General features: G+C 36.3%; 17 protein-coding genes. 8 read left to right on the top strand and 9 right to left on the bottom strand.

Features of this window, described 5'->3' with window-relative positions; genetic code table 11:
• Nucleotides 1-36: 36 nt before the first annotated feature.
• The 3 genes from G7Y56_RS10095 to G7Y56_RS10085 are packed head-to-tail and all read right to left on the bottom strand — an operon-like array spanning nt 37 to nt 5636.
• Entirely contained in the window at nt 37-1062 is a 1026-nt protein-coding gene (locus G7Y56_RS10095; RefSeq protein WP_165043182.1) for a LacI family DNA-binding transcriptional regulator, read from the bottom strand.
• 37 nt (nt 1063-1099) lie between these two features.
• Nucleotides 1100-2938 (bottom strand): glycoside hydrolase family 13 protein, encoded by a 1839-nt coding sequence (locus tag G7Y56_RS10090; protein WP_165043180.1) that lies wholly within the window; start codon nt 2936-2938, stop codon nt 1100-1102.
• Between the two features lie 19 nt (nt 2939-2957).
• Nucleotides 2958-5636, bottom strand: a complete 2679-nt coding sequence (locus G7Y56_RS10085) for a 4-alpha-glucanotransferase (protein ID WP_165043178.1) — start codon at nt 5634-5636, stop codon at nt 2958-2960.
• Nucleotides 5637-5918: 282 nt separating this feature from the next.
• On the opposite strand from G7Y56_RS10085, the gene G7Y56_RS10080 reads away from it, so the two are divergent.
• Complete coding sequence (locus G7Y56_RS10080; RefSeq protein ID WP_165020722.1) at nt 5919-6143, top strand: hypothetical protein; 225 nt, start codon at nt 5919-5921, stop codon at nt 6141-6143.
• Nucleotides 6144-6380: 237 nt separating this feature from the next.
• Here the strand turns inward: G7Y56_RS10080 and G7Y56_RS10075 are convergent, their stop codons facing one another.
• A complete protein-coding gene (locus tag G7Y56_RS10075) occupies nt 6381-6893 on the bottom strand; it encodes a DUF4251 domain-containing protein (RefSeq protein WP_255498722.1) in 513 nt (170 codons plus the stop codon).
• Between the two features lie 289 nt (nt 6894-7182).
• On the opposite strand from G7Y56_RS10075, the gene G7Y56_RS10070 reads away from it, so the two are divergent.
• The 3 genes from G7Y56_RS10070 to G7Y56_RS10060 are packed head-to-tail and all read left to right on the top strand — an operon-like array spanning nt 7183 to nt 9460.
• Nucleotides 7183-7920 (top strand): XRE family transcriptional regulator, encoded by a 738-nt coding sequence (locus tag G7Y56_RS10070; RefSeq protein WP_165043175.1) that lies wholly within the window; start codon nt 7183-7185, stop codon nt 7918-7920.
• A gap of 31 nt (nt 7921-7951) precedes the next feature.
• Complete coding sequence (locus G7Y56_RS10065) at nt 7952-8551, top strand: hypothetical protein (protein WP_165043173.1); 600 nt, start codon at nt 7952-7954, stop codon at nt 8549-8551.
• Nucleotides 8552-8608: 57 nt separating this feature from the next.
• On the top strand, nt 8609-9460 hold the full coding sequence (locus tag G7Y56_RS10060; protein WP_165043171.1) for a hypothetical protein: 852 nt from the start codon (nt 8609-8611) through the stop codon (nt 9458-9460).
• Here the strand turns inward: G7Y56_RS10060 and G7Y56_RS10055 are convergent.
• Nucleotides 9455-10030, bottom strand: a complete 576-nt coding sequence (locus tag G7Y56_RS10055; protein WP_165043169.1) for an ACP phosphodiesterase — start codon at nt 10028-10030, stop codon at nt 9455-9457. The two genes, G7Y56_RS10060 and G7Y56_RS10055, sit on opposite strands and share 6 nt — an antisense overlap.
• Before the next feature lie 172 nt (nt 10031-10202).
• Here G7Y56_RS10055 and G7Y56_RS10050 point away from each other — a divergent pair, with 172 nt between their 5' ends.
• Nucleotides 10203-11159, top strand: coding sequence for an NAD(P)-dependent oxidoreductase (locus G7Y56_RS10050; RefSeq protein ID WP_165043167.1), 957 nt, complete (start codon nt 10203-10205; stop codon nt 11157-11159).
• 9 nt (nt 11160-11168) lie between these two features.
• Here G7Y56_RS10050 and G7Y56_RS10045 read toward each other — a convergent pair whose 3' ends face one another.
• The gene (locus tag G7Y56_RS10045) at nt 11169-11612 is read right to left on the bottom strand and encodes a hypothetical protein (protein WP_165020729.1); all 444 of its coding nucleotides are present in this window, start codon (nt 11610-11612) and stop codon (nt 11169-11171) included.
• 98 nt (nt 11613-11710) lie between these two features.
• On the bottom strand, nt 11711-12391 hold the full coding sequence (locus G7Y56_RS10040) for a hypothetical protein (protein ID WP_165043166.1): 681 nt from the start codon (nt 12389-12391) through the stop codon (nt 11711-11713).
• A 272-nt stretch (nt 12392-12663) separates the two neighbouring features.
• Here G7Y56_RS10040 and G7Y56_RS10035 point away from each other — a divergent pair, with 272 nt between their 5' ends.
• From G7Y56_RS10035 to G7Y56_RS10025, 3 genes are read left to right on the top strand one after another with little or no spacing between them, the layout of a single operon-like run.
• Entirely contained in the window at nt 12664-12939 is a 276-nt protein-coding gene (locus G7Y56_RS10035; protein WP_165043164.1) for a zinc ribbon domain-containing protein, read from the top strand.
• 7 nt (nt 12940-12946) lie between these two features.
• The gene (locus G7Y56_RS10030) at nt 12947-13816 is read left to right on the top strand and encodes a GyrI-like domain-containing protein (protein ID WP_165043162.1); all 870 of its coding nucleotides are present in this window, start codon (nt 12947-12949) and stop codon (nt 13814-13816) included.
• A 52-nt stretch (nt 13817-13868) separates the two neighbouring features.
• Entirely contained in the window at nt 13869-14633 is a 765-nt protein-coding gene (locus G7Y56_RS10025; RefSeq protein ID WP_165043161.1) for a GNAT family N-acetyltransferase, read from the top strand.
• A 3-nt stretch (nt 14634-14636) separates the two neighbouring features.
• On the opposite strand, the gene G7Y56_RS10020 is transcribed toward G7Y56_RS10025, so the two are convergent.
• On the bottom strand, nt 14637-15164 hold the full coding sequence (locus G7Y56_RS10020) for a GNAT family N-acetyltransferase (RefSeq protein WP_165043159.1): 528 nt from the start codon (nt 15162-15164) through the stop codon (nt 14637-14639).
• A 19-nt stretch (nt 15165-15183) separates the two neighbouring features.
• On the bottom strand, nt 15184-15717 hold the full coding sequence (locus G7Y56_RS10015) for a GNAT family N-acetyltransferase (RefSeq protein WP_165020735.1): 534 nt from the start codon (nt 15715-15717) through the stop codon (nt 15184-15186).
• Nucleotides 15718-15889 lie beyond the last annotated feature (172 nt).

Raw genomic sequence — 15889 nt, 5'->3', positions numbered from 1 at the left:
ATATGGTTTAGATCGGTATTGGTTTAGTGTATTATTTTAATTGTCGGTCAGAACATGTGTAGTCTGCCTGACAATCAGCGATGTTTTTATGATCTTATTCTTTCGTGTCGTGTCTTCGGGATTTTCAACTTTTTCGAGCAAAAGTTTCATCGCTTCTTCGCCTACTTTTTCGGGGTGCTGATCCATTGTTGTAAGCATCGGATCGGTATCCTGTGATATATTCGAGTTCGAAAAGCCGCAAATAGATATATCGTCAGGTATTCTTAGTTTTAGTTTCTTTGCCGCTAATAATATGCCGGAAGCTGTATAATCATTCATTGCCATAAAACCATCAGGTCTATTTGGCTCTTGGAGTATCTCCATTGCTCTTTCATATCCTAATGGCTTATTGTCGGCTATACGAATCAAATTTTCCTCTACTGGTAAATGATATTTGCGTATAGCATCCAGATAGCCGTTTTTTCTGTTTTTAGAAATCTCCATATGAAGAGGTGCGGAGAAAAAAGCTATGCGCTTACATCCGCTTTTGATCATATATTCCACAGCTGTAAATGTGCCGGAATAATCATCTACCACAACTTTATCGGCATCTATACCAGTGCATATTCTGTCGAAAAAGATAACAGGTATATCATTATCCAGCAACTCTTCGAAATGTTCGTACTGTGTTGTCGTCTTAGCTTGTGAAATAAGGGCACCGCAAACGCGAGCCTTTATCAGAGTTTGCACATTACGTATTTCTTTATGGTAATCTTCTGATGATTGACAAATAATAACCTGATAACCTTTGTCTTCGGCAATTGTTTCCATTCCAGACAATACTGCTGAGAAGAAATGATTTGCCAATTCGGGTACAATAACTCCGATGATATTGGTGTGCTGATTACGCAGGCTAAGGGCAAGAGCATTCGGCTTGTATTTATTTTTTTTGGCGTACTCCTGAACAAGTTTTCGTGTTTCGAGGCTGATGTCGGGATTATCCTTTAAAGCCCTCGACACAGTCGAGGGCGAAACATTCAAATCTTTGGCTATATCTTTTATTGTGAGATGACCTTTTTTCATGATTGGAGACGTTGAGGAGTTATCCCTATAAAAATAATCAAAATTCTAATACCAGAACATCTCTCGGAGCAATAGTTAATGTGTTTCCACTCAAATCTATTGTTTTTTCACTTATAATATCTTTTGCTTGATTCTTTGTTAATATTTCCTTGTATGAAGCTATGTTAATGTTTTTTTGTTGGTCTGTTCCACTTAATATAACAACTACTGATTTGCCATTGTGTTTACGTTCGTAAACATAGATGCCATCGGTAGGAGCGAAATGTTTTAGTGTACCTTTAGCTATAACATCATTCCCTTTACGCCATTGCAATATTTTACGTGCAAAATTATATGCTTTATCTTGTTTATCCGTGCGATTAGTAAATGCATTTTGTTTGTCTTCCGCCCATCCTCCGGGGAATGTTTCACGTAAAGTACCATCTCCATTTGCTTTGTCGGCAGCCATCAGAATCTCTGTACCGTAATATATTTCGGGTATACCACGTGTTGTTAACAGAAAAGTAATGGCTTGTCTGTATCTGTCGAAATTAGATGTACTCTCTTCCGTTTTATAGAAACGGGATGTATCATGATTGTCGAGAAATATAAGTAATTCCATTGGGTTTTCATATACAATATCTTGCCCCAGATAGTCATAGATTCGCGCCATTCCATTATCCCAAGAAGTTTCTTCGTCGAAGGCTTTCTCCATAACTCCCATCAACGGGAAATCCATAACGCTGCGTAGATTGGAATTACGGGGAGCAGCTAGTTTACTATCTTTTTGCCAGTAAGCGATGGCCACATTATTACCATACCATGTTTCTCCTACAATATTGAAGTCCGGATATTCTTCGGTTACTTCTTTACACCAGCGAGCCATCATATCGAAGTCTGCATAAGGATGTGTATCTTGACGGATTCCGTCAATTCCGCCATATTCGATCCACCAGATACTATTTTGGATGAGGTATTTTGCTACGTGCGGATTCCGTTGATTCAAATCCGGCATAGATTCTACAAACCAACCATCCAAAGCTAATTTCTTATCTGCTGTCGACACATAAGGATCATATTGTGTTGTTGTCTTATATGATGTCTGGATGTATTTCTCCGAAAAATTGAACCAGTCTTTAGACGGTTTGTCTGTGAAAAAGAAATGTTCGCTGCCGCAATGGTTGAAAATCATATCCATTACTATTTTCATGCCTTTAGCATGTGCTTTATCTACTAAAGAAACAAACTCGTCATTAGATCCGAAACGTCTGTCCACTTTATAATAGTCGGTAGTGGCATAACCATGATATGAGCCTCTCGGCATATCGTTTTCCATTACAGGATTTAACCAGATAGCAGTTACACCAAGGTCATAAATGTAATCCAGATTATTTGCTATTCCTTTAAAGTCTCCGCCATGACGTGCATATTGTTCACTACGATCTACCTTTGTTTCGCGCATTCCTTTAACTACGTCATTTGATGGGTCTCCATTTGCAAAGCGATCGGGCATAATCAGGTATAGTACATCACTCGAATTGAAGCCAATTCTATCTGATGATCCTGTTTTTCTTTGTTTTATTTCGTAAGGAACAACCTTCTTATCTTTACCTTGTTGGAATACTATATCGAATTTTTCCGGTTGAGCACCCGATAAATCTAAATATAATAATAGATAATTCGGATTCTCCAATCGAACCGATTCTTTTAATCGCACAGCTTTAGATGTAATGTTCACATCGCTTTTAGCAATGTTATCGCCGTGTATCAGAATTTGTACTTCAGGATTTTTCATTCCTGCCCACCAAAATGCAGGTTCTAACGTTTTAATGTCAATTGCAAAAATAGATTGACTGATTAAAACGGCTAATAATAGGGTTAAAACACTCTTTTTCATATTATTCTTTATTGTTCTTTTATAAAATTCGATCTGATGATTCGACACTTGATTTTACTTGTTTATTAAATTCATCAGCTTTCAGTAAATCTTCCAGTGTAAGATGCATTCTGTAACACCAATAATGTTGTGGCACGGATGGTATATTTATGCGTTCATCGTCAGGATTTTCTCTTCTTAGCTTGCTATCAATAGATAACCAATCTTGCAGCGGAAGGATGGCTAACATAGATGGGGAGCTAAGATGATTGTTTACTATCTGTTTGCAGATTTCAGTAGTGCAATCTTCAGGTGTAGCTCCTTCTTTCCAGAGTACCTGATTATAATATTTTTGGATCGTATTTCGGTCTTCGTTCCACCATGCTCTGATTGGAGCCATATCGTGGGTAGAAGTGGTGCAAACACTCAAATAGGGTAGGTTACTCAAGCTTTCGAAAAGCAGATTTTTTTCCTTTGGCATACGTTCTATTTCGAGACTGAGAATTTGTAATTCGTGCATGACCGATGGTACACATGCCGGAATCATTCCTAAGTCCTCTCCACAGACAAGCATCGATGTCGATGAAATAAGAGTTGGTAATTTCTTCATTGCTTCTTCGCGCCAAAACTGAGAATGGCGGTGATAGAAGAAATCATCATACAGACGATTGAATGCTGCTTTAGTACTATCATCCAGATCACGATATGTATACGCATACTGTGCTGTTATGCGTGGGTGATATTTCGATGGATCGCGTTTGTCGTGAATAAATATTACTTCATTGCATAGACCATATAAGCCATCGCGTATGCGTAGATTTTTGTCATCGGTCTTCCCTGCGAATATTTTTTTAATTTTCACTTGGGTATTACAGTCTTCATTCAATTCGAAGCGTTGCCAAGCAATAGGATGCATATATTTTCCGATTACTTCCTGGCTATACTCGCCAAAAAAATCACCGAGGAAACTCTCATGGATATATGGCTGAGTCATACGGTATTCGTCGAACCACATACCTGAAGAATGAATCTCATCGATGGAAAGTGGTAATGCCGGGCTAAAATAACCGAGTAAGCCTTGTACGGATGACAATGGTATTTCCCAGATACGGAAAAAGCCTAAGATATGGTCGATACGGTAAGCATCGAAATAATCAGCCATTTTGCGGAAGCGTTTTATCCACCACTGGTAGCCATCTTTGGCCATTTCGTCCCAATTGTAAGTTGGGAATCCCCAGTTCTGACCATTCACCGAGAAGTCGTCGGGTGGTGCTCCCGTTTGCACGTCTAAATTGAATAAATGAGGTTCGACCCATGCTTCGACACTGTCGCGACTGATGCCGATCGGTATATCCCCTTTAAGAATAACACCATTGGTATGAGCATATTCTTTTACTTCTACTAATTGTTTATGAAGCAAAAACTGTGTGAAGCATAGCAGATCGATACAAGTCTTAGCTCCATCCTCTGTATCGATTAGTTTTTTTAATTTACTCTCGTTATAGACTGAATTTGCTTTCCACAACGAATAATTTGCTGTCTTATGTTTATCCCTCAAATAAGAGAAACAGGCATAAGGGAATAGCCATTCTTCATTTTTTTTGTAAAACTCAGTATATTCTTTACTTTTCAATATATCATTTCCACATTCGGCAAAAAGATCAGTTAAATATTTCCATTTTAGAATTATTACTTTATCGTAATCTACATTCGCCAGCGTATTTAATTCACCCGCTTCTTTCTGATATTTATTATAAAGCTTCTGATCTTTTAACGGATATTCATTCAGTCCCAGATAAATGGGATGGAGGGCATAAATAGATATTGCATTGTATGGATACGAATCAGTCCATGTGTAGGTGATAGTTGTATCGTTTATGGGTAATATTTGTATTACTTTCTGACCCGTTTTGCTTGTCCAATCAATTAGTTTCTTTATATCCGAAAACTCACCGATGCCAAAACTATTATCTGACCGTAAAGAGAAGACAGGAATAGATACTCCTGCTGCTCTCCAATTCATCCAGCCATAGCGATACTCCAGTGTTTGTACATTCACTATATCCTCTTTATCCTCTATTGAAAGAGGATTGATGGAACGATTGTTACCATTTTCCCAATGAACAATTTTCTTTTCATTGGCATCATAAATTGCCAGCTTATATTCTAGCGTTGATTTTATTTGCGAAGCATTAATTGTTAACAGCCAAATGCCATCCTCCAAAGGTGTAAAATGCAAAGCATCTTGTAATTGCCAGTTTCCAAAAACTTTAGAATCACCACAAAGTATCAGTTCTTGTCCTTTTTTAGCATAAGGACAAATTATTTGTAATAAGATTGTTTTATTATAATATTTGCTTTTAGATACGGGATTGTGGTGAAAAAAACTATTGGTAAAGCATGATGTGTAAAGAAACTTTTGTTGAGGAATTTCTTGCCAGATATCTTCTACAATAAATTTCTTGTCTGTGGCAAGTGTTAGCGTATGTGGATTCCCCCATTCACGACGAACAGTTTTGCCCGATTCTTTTACTATATAGTAATATTTAAGTTCTGATATATCTTTTACTTCCAATTCAATCTGCCATTTGGAAGGAGCTATGCAAGTCATACTTTTTGCAAAGCCTTCATCCCAATTTCCTAATTCAGGAGTGGAGCCACAGATGTAGATGGTCTGTCCCCATACAGTATTATAGTCTAATGATAATATTATTTTCATGTGATTTTTCTTTGTGGCTATTAATTTATGGTCGTCTAGTTAAAGGTCTTCCTCTCTTGTAACAAAACTACGTATTAATAAACTAAAGTCTTTTATATAAAGCCGCTTTTTCGTGAAAATGGGCTGCAAACGATTGCATAGTGCTAAGTTATTATGTTTTATGTTGTTCAACTGGTTGTTTGTGAGGTGTATATTGTGTTTTGGTGACTTTTTATGGAATATTTGATTTTTTATTCTCTATATAGTAAACATTGAATAATAACCCTCTAAAAATTGAATATTATGAAATCAAGACTTCCTTTAATATGTGTAGTTATGATTATAATATCATACCCACTTTATAATTATCACAGCCAAGAGATCTTTGATAGAAGAGCCAAAGCTCAACATGAAAGACGTGAGAAAATGGCTCAAGCATCTGAAAAATCGAATGCTGTGATTGATGAAGACAATATGAAAACTTATTATGTATTATCCGCTGATTCATTAGTAGTTAGTGGGGAATAATAAATTGCTGCGGTTTTAACTAAGGGCTTATTTTAAAAATATAGTCACATATTCCCCAAAAAACAAGGTGTCTCGTAAGTAATTTTTCGTATCATTCTGTCATTCTGAACGGAGAGAAGAATCCTGGCTCTTGATTGAGAGATCCTTCTCTCCGTTCAGGATGACAAAAGAGAGTAATACTTTGACTGTATTATTTTACTTATGAGACACCTTCTTTTAATTATTTCTTATTATACATCAAAAGGGAGTGCCTTTAAATACACTTGATTCCGATTTGGGATATAAAATACCAGAAAATGTTATTGGATTACTTCTAAAATTAGGATTTACTGTTGCAGTACATTTATTACTGCCTCGTGTCATCCTAAGGGTAACTGTTGCCGACACCCCGGAACCAAGAACTGCCATGCTGTAAGTAATATTGCCTTTTTTGTCTGTTTGTATCTTCACATTAGATGCGGTTCCATCTACTGTAATTCCTCCAACGCCATTAGGTCCGGCGTAGGGAGAGTTAAAGGCCAACTGGATAGTTGCTTTGTCTCCGCTCATAGAGATAAAATTAGTATTGGGAGTTACATAAGCATAGCGCCCGTATTTGAAAGTAATGCGGTCGGCTTCGAGGACGAAATCACGGTCATTCAGCGCTTTTACAGCCATATCGAATTCCATTTGCTCTTCAGCTTCTATGGCGGCTTTAACTGCAGGGTCTTTTTGAGTTTTGCATCCTGTCAGAATCAATGTCATCGACATAAATAAAAATAGCATTGTTTTCATAATAGTTTGATTTTAAATTATAACGTATCTAAATATCAAATAGTTTGGTTTAATGTTAATCTTATTTTAGCTCATATCCTAAAAAATGAGTAGCAAATTTTAGGCCATAACTTTAAGCTTACATAATATTAACTCTAAAAGTCTAGTAAATAGTATCTATGATTCAATATTTCACTATATTTGTATACTGATTCAATTTTAAGTGCTGAATCAAAGGATTTACGACCTGAAAAGAATTTATTGAATAATTTTATACCCATCAATTATGGAATTTAAAGATAGACTCAAACATTTGTTGGAAAGAGATGGAGTTACTGCTTATCGCATCTGGAAGGATACCGCTATCACAAAAGGGACTATTGCTAACTATATAGAAGGGAAGACCAACCCGAATAAGTCGAATATTGCAATCTTAGCTGCTTATTTTAAAGTGAATGAAGAATGGCTGTCTAATGGTGAAGGTAGTATAAACAGAACAGACAAGGTACATGAGGAAGAACCTTTTATTGTAACCAAATCCGGAGTTAAATACTACGAAATGTCAAATGGTAAATTTCGCATGCGTGTCCCTTTCATTCCTGTAAAAGCTTATGCGAAATATGTAGATGAGTTTCGTGATGCTGAATTTATGGGCGATGAATACGAAGAATTTGATTTTATAGTAGATAAAATCGGGCATGGGCGTTACTTTGCTTTCGAAATTAAAGGCGATAGTATGGATAACGATACTAAACGTAGTTTGAGTGACGGAGATATTGTGCTTGCGCGTGAGTTGTGTAAAGAGCATTGGCGTAGCAGACTGCATACTGATAATTATCCCAATTGGATCATTGTATTGGATAACACAATTCTTTGTAAACAGATTGTAGATCAGGATATAGAAAATTGCAAGATAACTTGCCACTCATTGAATTCGTCACCCGAATATGCCGACTTTGAATTGAATTTGGATAATGTCCGTCAATTGTGTAATATTGTACAACGGGTATCAAGTAGTTTTTAATAATACACAAACACAAACTAACGCATATAGAATGAAAAAAATAATATTTACGATATTCTTATTACTGATTGTTGTAATCTCTTGTAAAAAAAGAGGTGTTTCTGATTTAGAAAAAGATTATTATGCAGTGGAAACGGAAGCTGTCGCATCGCTGGCTTCAGGAAGTGATACCATTGCGATTGATTATAAGGGTATATATTTTAAAGTTCCCGAATCGTGGACGATAGATACAACTAAAGTAGATGAGGGGGTATATAAGATTCTTATAAAACCCAGCTATGTTTACGATGAGCAAGATAAAATTGTTATTAATATTCACGATGCCGTACTAGATCCCAGCACTTATTTGCTGATGTTGAAAACGCAGATAACTAATTCATCCAGAACAGAAAATGTTTCATTTACGAAGGCGGTGTCTAGTAAATTTAAGAATGGTGATATAACTGAGTGCACCTTTAGCGGTGGATATAAAAATGAATATGGTGAATATAGTGGGTTAATAAAAATATATCAGAATAAAGCCGCAAAGAAAACTTATAGCCTACTATACCTTCTTGATAATCGGAATAATGATGATTTCGGAGACGATTTAAATTTATTGGTCAATTCTATAACGGTGGGCAGTAAATAAGCTGTAAGTTTATAACAAGCAAGAATTAAATCTTGGATTTCTAATACTAAAAAAGATATGGGAAAAGATCATTCGGGAGATACGTATAAAAAATCGTATGAAAAAGAGTATCTGAAATCGTACGAAAATTCTCGCACGCAGAAGAAGCTATATGATGATTTACGTAAAGATTACGAAACAGTAAGTAAGAAACTGGATGATAAGCCATACCCTAAAAGTGAAAAAGGTGAATTCAAAGGGATTGTTCCTGCATCAGCAGAATATGTAAACCCCGAAGGTAGACCATCGAAGATAGAAAAAAGGGCTACACCCCTCTCTGATGCCAGAGCTATCGCTATCGAAACAAGGAAACAAGCCGCTGCATCAGAAAAACCATCAAAACAACCGATTCAGACTATTTCGAAAAAGCCTCAATCCGAGGTGCCACCACCATACGTTCCGCCTTTTCAAAAGGAGAAACAATACGCAGAAGCCGACTATAGCTACATTGATAAGAATTCGCTGGAAGCACCTGTTCAACGTATATCAGATAAGAAATATAAGGATATTTATACAGAGGAGGTTATCGACGATGTAGAAGCACGAAAAAGATTACTATATGCAGGTTATGTTGCAAAGGAGAAAATGAATTTTGGAATGTTGGTCGTATTGTCCGTTGTTGCACTATTTCTAAATATAGGAGGTCCTGTGTTTCTGATGATTATAGGAATATGCACTATGACCAAAAAGGATACGGTACTCGAAAAAGTAAAGAACAGCGGCTGGAAATTAAGCTTTTCAATGCCTGCCACTCCTTCGGAACAAGATAAATATAAATCGAAAGGTGTACTTTATATAGCTATAGGAATAATTATCGGAATTTATCAATCATCCTTATCTTATGGTACTATTGCTAGTTTAATATCATGAAATTTCTTCAACATATTTTTTCAGATCAGGAAAAAACAGTTCATAGCTTTTTTGAATAGTGTTGTAATTTTTCTCAAAATCAGCAAAGACAGGCGCATTATCGTCTAAATAACTGGCTCGCCGTTTCAGCCTGTCGAAACTGCGTTCTATCATCCACATATTCTGATAGTTCGAAAACCAATCTTCACTTTTCATATACATATACATATTGCAAAATATGGATGGTAATATATTGCCCCGCTCTTCTATTTGAGCATAGCAGTTTTGTGCGAAAAGCTCCCATCCTTCTTTTGGCTGATTGAGGGGATCAAGAGCAAGAAAGTGATCGTATGACACATCGAGAAAAGAACTTCCATATCTTCCCGCTGATTCTTGAAACAGTTTTTTTGCTTCAAGTGTCACAGGATGGCTGTCGGTAAACGAATCGATTAATCTGTGGATTTTTATTCCACGGCGAATTTCTGAGGGATACACATCCATTTGTTTACCTTTCACCATGTCGGCTATAAGGTTTCCCACAAGTATGTCGGGATTGTCGAAAGAAAGAAAAGCATGTGCCAGAAAATTCATAATAGATATATTTCAATTATTGGTAAAGATACTAATTTGTAACTAAAAGAGCGTATTTAATAGCGCGTTTCGAGCTTCCCTGAGAATTGGGCTGTGAACTTAATCAGAAAGAAGAAACGGTTAGTTTATATCTATATATTCTGTATATTTGTAGAAACACAAAATAGACTTTATGAATAATCTGAGAGTTGCTATTACAGGTGCGGCAGGTAATTTAGGTGGCTTACTGGCACAAGGAATGAAAAACAGTAACGTGAATCTTAATTTGCTTATTCACCGCAAGAATGTCGCTCAAGACCTTTTGAATAAAGACAATATTACTGTATTTAAAACAGACTTGGCTGATAAGAATACGTTGTATGATGCATTACACGATGTAGATGTTATTGTCCATTTTGCCGGCGTATTGTTCAAAGCCAATCCGGAGAAATTTTTGCCAAAAACTAACACTACATATTTTAATAACTTACTTGAAGTAGCTGTCTTACAAAAAGTAAAACGTGTTATATTGATTAGTTTCCCTCATGTAGAGGGGGAGTGTACACCTGATAATCCGGCACATGGATCGTTAGATGGAAAACCCGAATCGATGCATGCCCGCACTCGTCTCGAAGAAGAAAAACTATTATTTAAATACGCGAGCCAGTATGGATTTGAAGGTGTATCTCTGCGTGTCGGTATGGTCTATGGAAAAGGCATACTGATGATAGATGCAGGGCAATGGTTTGCACGCCATTGGCTACTCGGAATATGGAAGAAACCAACAGCTATTCATCTAATATCGAAAACTGATTTTGTGAATGCTACTATTGCTGCCGTCGAAAAACCAAATATTAACGGCATATATCATATTGGAGATGAGGGGGTCCAGTCTTTGCAACAATTCTTGGACGACATTACTGTTTATAAGGGAAATCATAAGCCGTGGTGTATGCCGGTCTGGATGATCATGACTGCTGCCCGTGGTTTTGAAATTTTCTCGTGGATATTTAATACACGCAGTCCCTTGACAGTCGATTTTGTAAAGATAGGAATGGTGTCATACTATGGTGATACGAAAAGGATGCGGGAGGAACTATTACCCAAGTTAAAATATAAAACCTACAAAGACGGTATCAAATTATTTTAATGTTCAGTTTTATTGATCAAGAAATTGCCTTCTGAGCCTGATAAAATATTTGCCTTCTTGCGAGTCGTTTACATAGGCATTTATTTCACTTTCAGATAAAGAAACGACTTTAAATGTGACTGTTTGCGGTACCCTGCTATCGGTAGTGTTCTGTATAAAATCAAAATAAGTTACCGCAATAGAGTCACCTTCTATTCTGTATCTTCCTCCTATATTAAATAATATGACACCTTCTGAGGCTTGCCCTTTATGAAATACCATATCGTCTTTAAATATATAATGGTCGGGAAAGGCTTGCTCTATGATAATGCTATCGTTTACTATACGTTTGGCCTCGACCCATCTGCCGACGATATCAGTTTTTTGTAATCTGATTGTATCGTTTACTACATCCTGTGCTCGTATATTTTGAAGTCCCAGAAGAAACAAGAAAATATATAATAATCTTTTCATACTTCATTATATTTGTTGGTGAGCTGGTCTAATCTAATAGGTTAAAAGAAAGGTGTATACTTAATAAATACACACCTTACCAAACCTAAACTTATCTATTATCTACCTCGTCCACTATTTCTACCAGACGAATCATCACTTTTATTATAACCTGAGTGGGTCTTATTTTGTTCACGACGCTTGTTATTATCATTGCCGGATTTGTTTTCGGCTATGTTTACTTTATCTGATCGCTTATTTGTATTATTGTAGACGGGCCTGTTTGTTTCGGGTCTATTGGTATTAGGCCTGCTAACATTGTTACGATTATTGTTGGGACGCTCACTATGGTTTTCTTTCTTATCAGAAGAATACCATACAACATTATTGTGTCGGCTATCGCGATAGCGATTATCTCGGCTGTCTCTAATTACGACTTGATTTCTATAACCTTTGTATCTTACATAGCTTCTGCGATGGTTGTGATTATATATCCAAGGATCGCGAACGTTCAATACTACCTTATATAGTCCATATAAGTCATAATTGCTGTACGCATAAGGCAGATAACGTGACGATACCCAGTAACCACGGTCGAAGTAATGGAACATTCCTGCATTCACATTGTAGTAACAATCGATGTCGGGGAAGTAGTAATAGCCGACATAGTCGTAACCAATAGGACCCCATGCGGGTTGTTGGTTTACATTTATATTTATACTTACGTTTTGAGCTTCTGCTTTATTTGCAAAGGATATTGCGCTGATTAGTAGTGCAAATATCAATATAGTCTTTTTCATAATTTCAGGTGTTAGTGTTAGAAAATGTATTGAAATATCTCTCTTTACTCGTTTGATGTTAACTAAATGAAAAGGATTAATGAGCACCTCTCTCTTTAACCTTGGTTAACAATTGTCAAGTCTCGTATTCCGCTGAACTTCCTAATCATTGTGATTAGGAATAATTCAGTGTATGTGAAAATTAGCAAGAATTGATAACCTTGTATTTCTTTAAATTTGTTTTATTTGCATTAAGATATAAATTTCAATTTTTAACTATAAAACGAAGGACTATGAATCAAAAATTCTGCCAAAGCTGTGGCATGCCATTAAACACAGCAGCCGATTTCGGTACAAATAAAGATAACAGTGTAAATGAAGATTATTGTACGTATTGCTTCAAAGAAGGTTCTTTTGCACAGGATGTAACAATGGATGAAATGATAGATCATTGCCTTAATTATTTAGACGAATTCAATAAAGACAGTGACAAGGTATATTCTAAAGAGGAAGCCAGAGCCACGATGAAAGAGTATTTTCCAAACTTGAAGCGTTGGAAAACAGCTTGATGTATAAATGAGGGAAAGAACTATCAATGAATATGAAAGGGCTGTAAATAAAGTTGTTGATTATATCAATAAACATTTATATGACAGCCCCGATTTAAAACAATTATCAGAAGTCGCGAATATTTCTGAATTTCATTTTCATCGTATTTTTAAAACTATAATAGGTGAGAATATTGGAGAGTATGTTGCTCGCCTACGATTGGAGGATATAGCTCAACGCTTGCGTATGTCGAGTGATACGTTAGATAAGATAGCCTTGGAAAAAGGTTATGGAACAAAAAATGCTTTGTCGAAAGCCTTCAAAAAACACTTTGGTGTTTCGCCATCTGTTTATCGTATTTTACCACAAAACAACTCATTTTTCTTTAGAGATGATGAACGAAAAGAGATACTTCTTAACCCCGAAGTTAGAATAGTAGATGCTAAAAGAATAGTATATATACGAATTATAGATTGGTATGGGGCGCCGGATTCTTATGCTAAGGCATGGAAACAGTTAGGACAGTTTGCCAAGGAAAATAATTTGATTAATGCACAGACAGAATACATCGGATTGAGCTTTGATGATCCTACAATTACTGAACCGGAGAATTGCAGGTTTTATGCCTGTATAACGGTGGATAAAGATATACAACCAAGGGGACCTTTTGGTGTGCAGACTGTAGATGAGGGTTTATACGCTGTGTTTACTTTACGTGGATCTTATAGCGGATTGTTGGATCTTTATTTCAATATTTATATTAAATGGTTGCCTATAAGCGATTATAAGCTGCGAAAGAAGAGTGCTTTTGAAAAGTATCTGAATAGTCCCGATAAGGTGTCGGAAGACGAATTACTGACCGAAATATATGTGCCTGTATCTAAAAAGAAAATGTAATATGTTTATATTATTTATTTACTTAACATTGAAAAGAAAATAAACATTCAAAATGGATATAATAACACTAACCAGCCAAAATCTCTCAAGTGAACATATCTGTTGTTCGATGAGCAGTAAATCAACAGAATCAGGTGTCGCAGCAAAAAAAGAATGGCTTGGTTGCCGTCTTCAGGAGGGACTGAAATTTAAAAAATTAGATGCGAGAGGCAAGGTTTTTATAGAATATTTACCGGCGGAGAATGCTTGGCTACCCATCGACGCAGAAGGATATATGCTAATCAACTGTTTTTGGGTTTCCGGCTCATTCAAAGGACATGGTTATGGAAAACAACTACTGGCTGAGTGCGAATCCGATGCACTTGATCAAGGCTGTAAAGGCATAGCTTTGATTGTCGGAAGTAAGAAGAAACCTTACTTGTCAGACAAATCATTTATGATTCGACACGGATACGAAATATGTGATAGCTGTGCACCTTTTTTCGAATTGGCAGTGAAGCGGTTTGAAAATGATGCCCAATTACCTCGATTCAAAAGTTGTGCACATCAAGGTCTGGGTGAAGGAGTATATGGAATAGATATATTTTATACAGCTCAATGTCCGTTCACAGTGCCATATACTGAACTGCTTGAGCCTGTAATTACGGAAACTAATTATCCTATTCGTATTTATCAGATAAAGACGAAAGAGGAGGCTCAGAACCATGTCTGCCCGGTTACTACTTATAGCGCTTTTATAGATGGACAGTTTTACTCGAATGAAATATTTACACCTGATAAACTGAGAAAATTACTGGCTAATATAAGTGCACAGTAAGAATTATTTCATAATAATCTCCACCATATTTTCATAAAAAGCATCATATTGTTCTTTGCTTATCTGGTGATTATGACTCAGCAAGACTAGTTTATGAGGTGCATATTTTTTATTGTAAGGCGGATGATAATGATCGTACTCGTTTATATTAAAATTCAGCCTTTCATAAAAGCGAAGCCTTTTAATAGAAATGTCGTCTGTTAAGGGATCGATCTCCACCAGAACCGTTTTCTCTTTTTTATTTATAAACTCATGGAGTATAAGCGAACCGTAGTTTTGGCCTCTTAATTTATCGTTAACGGCAAAATGTTCGATGTAAATATATTCTTCAAACTCCCAATAGGCAATAAATGCTATTAAGGTTGAATTTTCAATTGTACATTCGAGAGAGTAGCGATCACTCTCAAATGCTTTTATTTGCTGGGCTGTGTCCCTTTGCTCATGTATTGGGAATGAAGTCGAGTATATTGGACGAAAAATATCATACCACTTGTCGTTAATATCTTTTATTAAATGAACTTTACTTAACATTTTTCTCTTATCAAATTTTTTATACTTCTTCGAACGCCTTGTCGTATTTTACGGTTCCTCTTACGCCTGATAGAGCATCCTTTACGAGTTCCACTGCCATAAATACATTGGCCGGAACATTAAAGGGTGCTTTGATACCCCACTTGTTTGTGGGTGCAAATCCAAATCTCGGATAATAATGTTCATGTCCCAGTACAATAGCCGATTCATATCCCAGTTCCTTTGCTTTTTTCAGGCCGTGCTGTATCAATTGAGTCCCGATACCCTTTCGCTGCAATTCTGGCTTGACAGCTATAGGTGCAAGGGCAAGGCTTTCTGTCTCTGTTTCCTCATTGACGATTTTTATAGTAGTGAACAGAATATGGCCTACCAGCTTATTCTCTATTGTGGCGACTAACGATAGCTCGGGTATAAAATTCTCACTACCTCTTAAACGGTCAACCAACTGTGCCTCGTCTCTCCCCTCGAAAGCTGTGCTATTGATGTTATATACGGCGGGAAAATCAGTTGCATCTTCCTGCCTGATTTCAACTGTTATACTATTGTTTTTCATGACTATAGTTTATATAAGTGGCTAGTAAATATACCAATAAAAAAACTATTTATAAAGGATTTTAGATGTTAATATTTTTTATTTAGTTATTTGTCGATATCTTGAATAAGAAGGTTCTCTTCTTTTTTCTATCAGAATGTGTTACATTTGTACACATAAAAAGTGATACACA

It is taken from the genome of Dysgonomonas sp. ZJ709 (assembly GCF_011039195.1).
Classification (GTDB): Bacteria; Bacteroidota; Bacteroidia; order Bacteroidales; family Dysgonomonadaceae; genus Dysgonomonas.
Note: the sequence above shows the minus strand (reverse complement) of the source record. Positions and strands in the feature narration are given on the sequence as shown.

What these genes read in the sequence shown, in the direction of transcription:
- G7Y56_RS10095 (WP_165043182.1), bottom strand. Translation starts at nt 1,062, where the DNA reads ATGAAAAAAGGTCATCTCACAATAAAAGATATAGCCAAAGATTTGAAT.
- G7Y56_RS10090 (WP_165043180.1), bottom strand. Translation starts at nt 2,938, where the DNA reads ATGAAAAAGAGTGTTTTAACCCTATTATTAGCCGTTTTAATCAGTCAA.
- G7Y56_RS10085 (WP_165043178.1), bottom strand. Translation starts at nt 5,636, where the DNA reads ATGAAAATAATATTATCATTAGACTATAATACTGTATGGGGACAGACC.
- G7Y56_RS10080 (WP_165020722.1), top strand. Translation starts at nt 5,919, where the DNA reads ATGAAATCAAGACTTCCTTTAATATGTGTAGTTATGATTATAATATCA.
- G7Y56_RS10075 (WP_255498722.1), bottom strand. Translation starts at nt 6,893, where the DNA reads ATGTCGATGACATTGATTCTGACAGGATGCAAAACTCAAAAAGACCCT.
- G7Y56_RS10070 (WP_165043175.1), top strand. Translation starts at nt 7,183, where the DNA reads ATGGAATTTAAAGATAGACTCAAACATTTGTTGGAAAGAGATGGAGTT.
- G7Y56_RS10065 (WP_165043173.1), top strand. Translation starts at nt 7,952, where the DNA reads ATGAAAAAAATAATATTTACGATATTCTTATTACTGATTGTTGTAATC.
- G7Y56_RS10060 (WP_165043171.1), top strand. Translation starts at nt 8,609, where the DNA reads ATGGGAAAAGATCATTCGGGAGATACGTATAAAAAATCGTATGAAAAA.
- G7Y56_RS10055 (WP_165043169.1), bottom strand. Translation starts at nt 10,030, where the DNA reads ATGAATTTTCTGGCACATGCTTTTCTTTCTTTCGACAATCCCGACATA.
- G7Y56_RS10050 (WP_165043167.1), top strand. Translation starts at nt 10,203, where the DNA reads ATGAATAATCTGAGAGTTGCTATTACAGGTGCGGCAGGTAATTTAGGT.
- G7Y56_RS10045 (WP_165020729.1), bottom strand. Translation starts at nt 11,612, where the DNA reads ATGAAAAGATTATTATATATTTTCTTGTTTCTTCTGGGACTTCAAAAT.
- G7Y56_RS10040 (WP_165043166.1), bottom strand. Translation starts at nt 12,391, where the DNA reads ATGAAAAAGACTATATTGATATTTGCACTACTAATCAGCGCAATATCC.
- G7Y56_RS10035 (WP_165043164.1), top strand. Translation starts at nt 12,664, where the DNA reads ATGAATCAAAAATTCTGCCAAAGCTGTGGCATGCCATTAAACACAGCA.
- G7Y56_RS10030 (WP_165043162.1), top strand. Translation starts at nt 12,947, where the DNA reads ATGAGGGAAAGAACTATCAATGAATATGAAAGGGCTGTAAATAAAGTT.
- G7Y56_RS10025 (WP_165043161.1), top strand. Translation starts at nt 13,869, where the DNA reads ATGGATATAATAACACTAACCAGCCAAAATCTCTCAAGTGAACATATC.
- G7Y56_RS10020 (WP_165043159.1), bottom strand. Translation starts at nt 15,164, where the DNA reads ATGTTAAGTAAAGTTCATTTAATAAAAGATATTAACGACAAGTGGTAT.
- G7Y56_RS10015 (WP_165020735.1), bottom strand. Translation starts at nt 15,717, where the DNA reads ATGAAAAACAATAGTATAACAGTTGAAATCAGGCAGGAAGATGCAACT.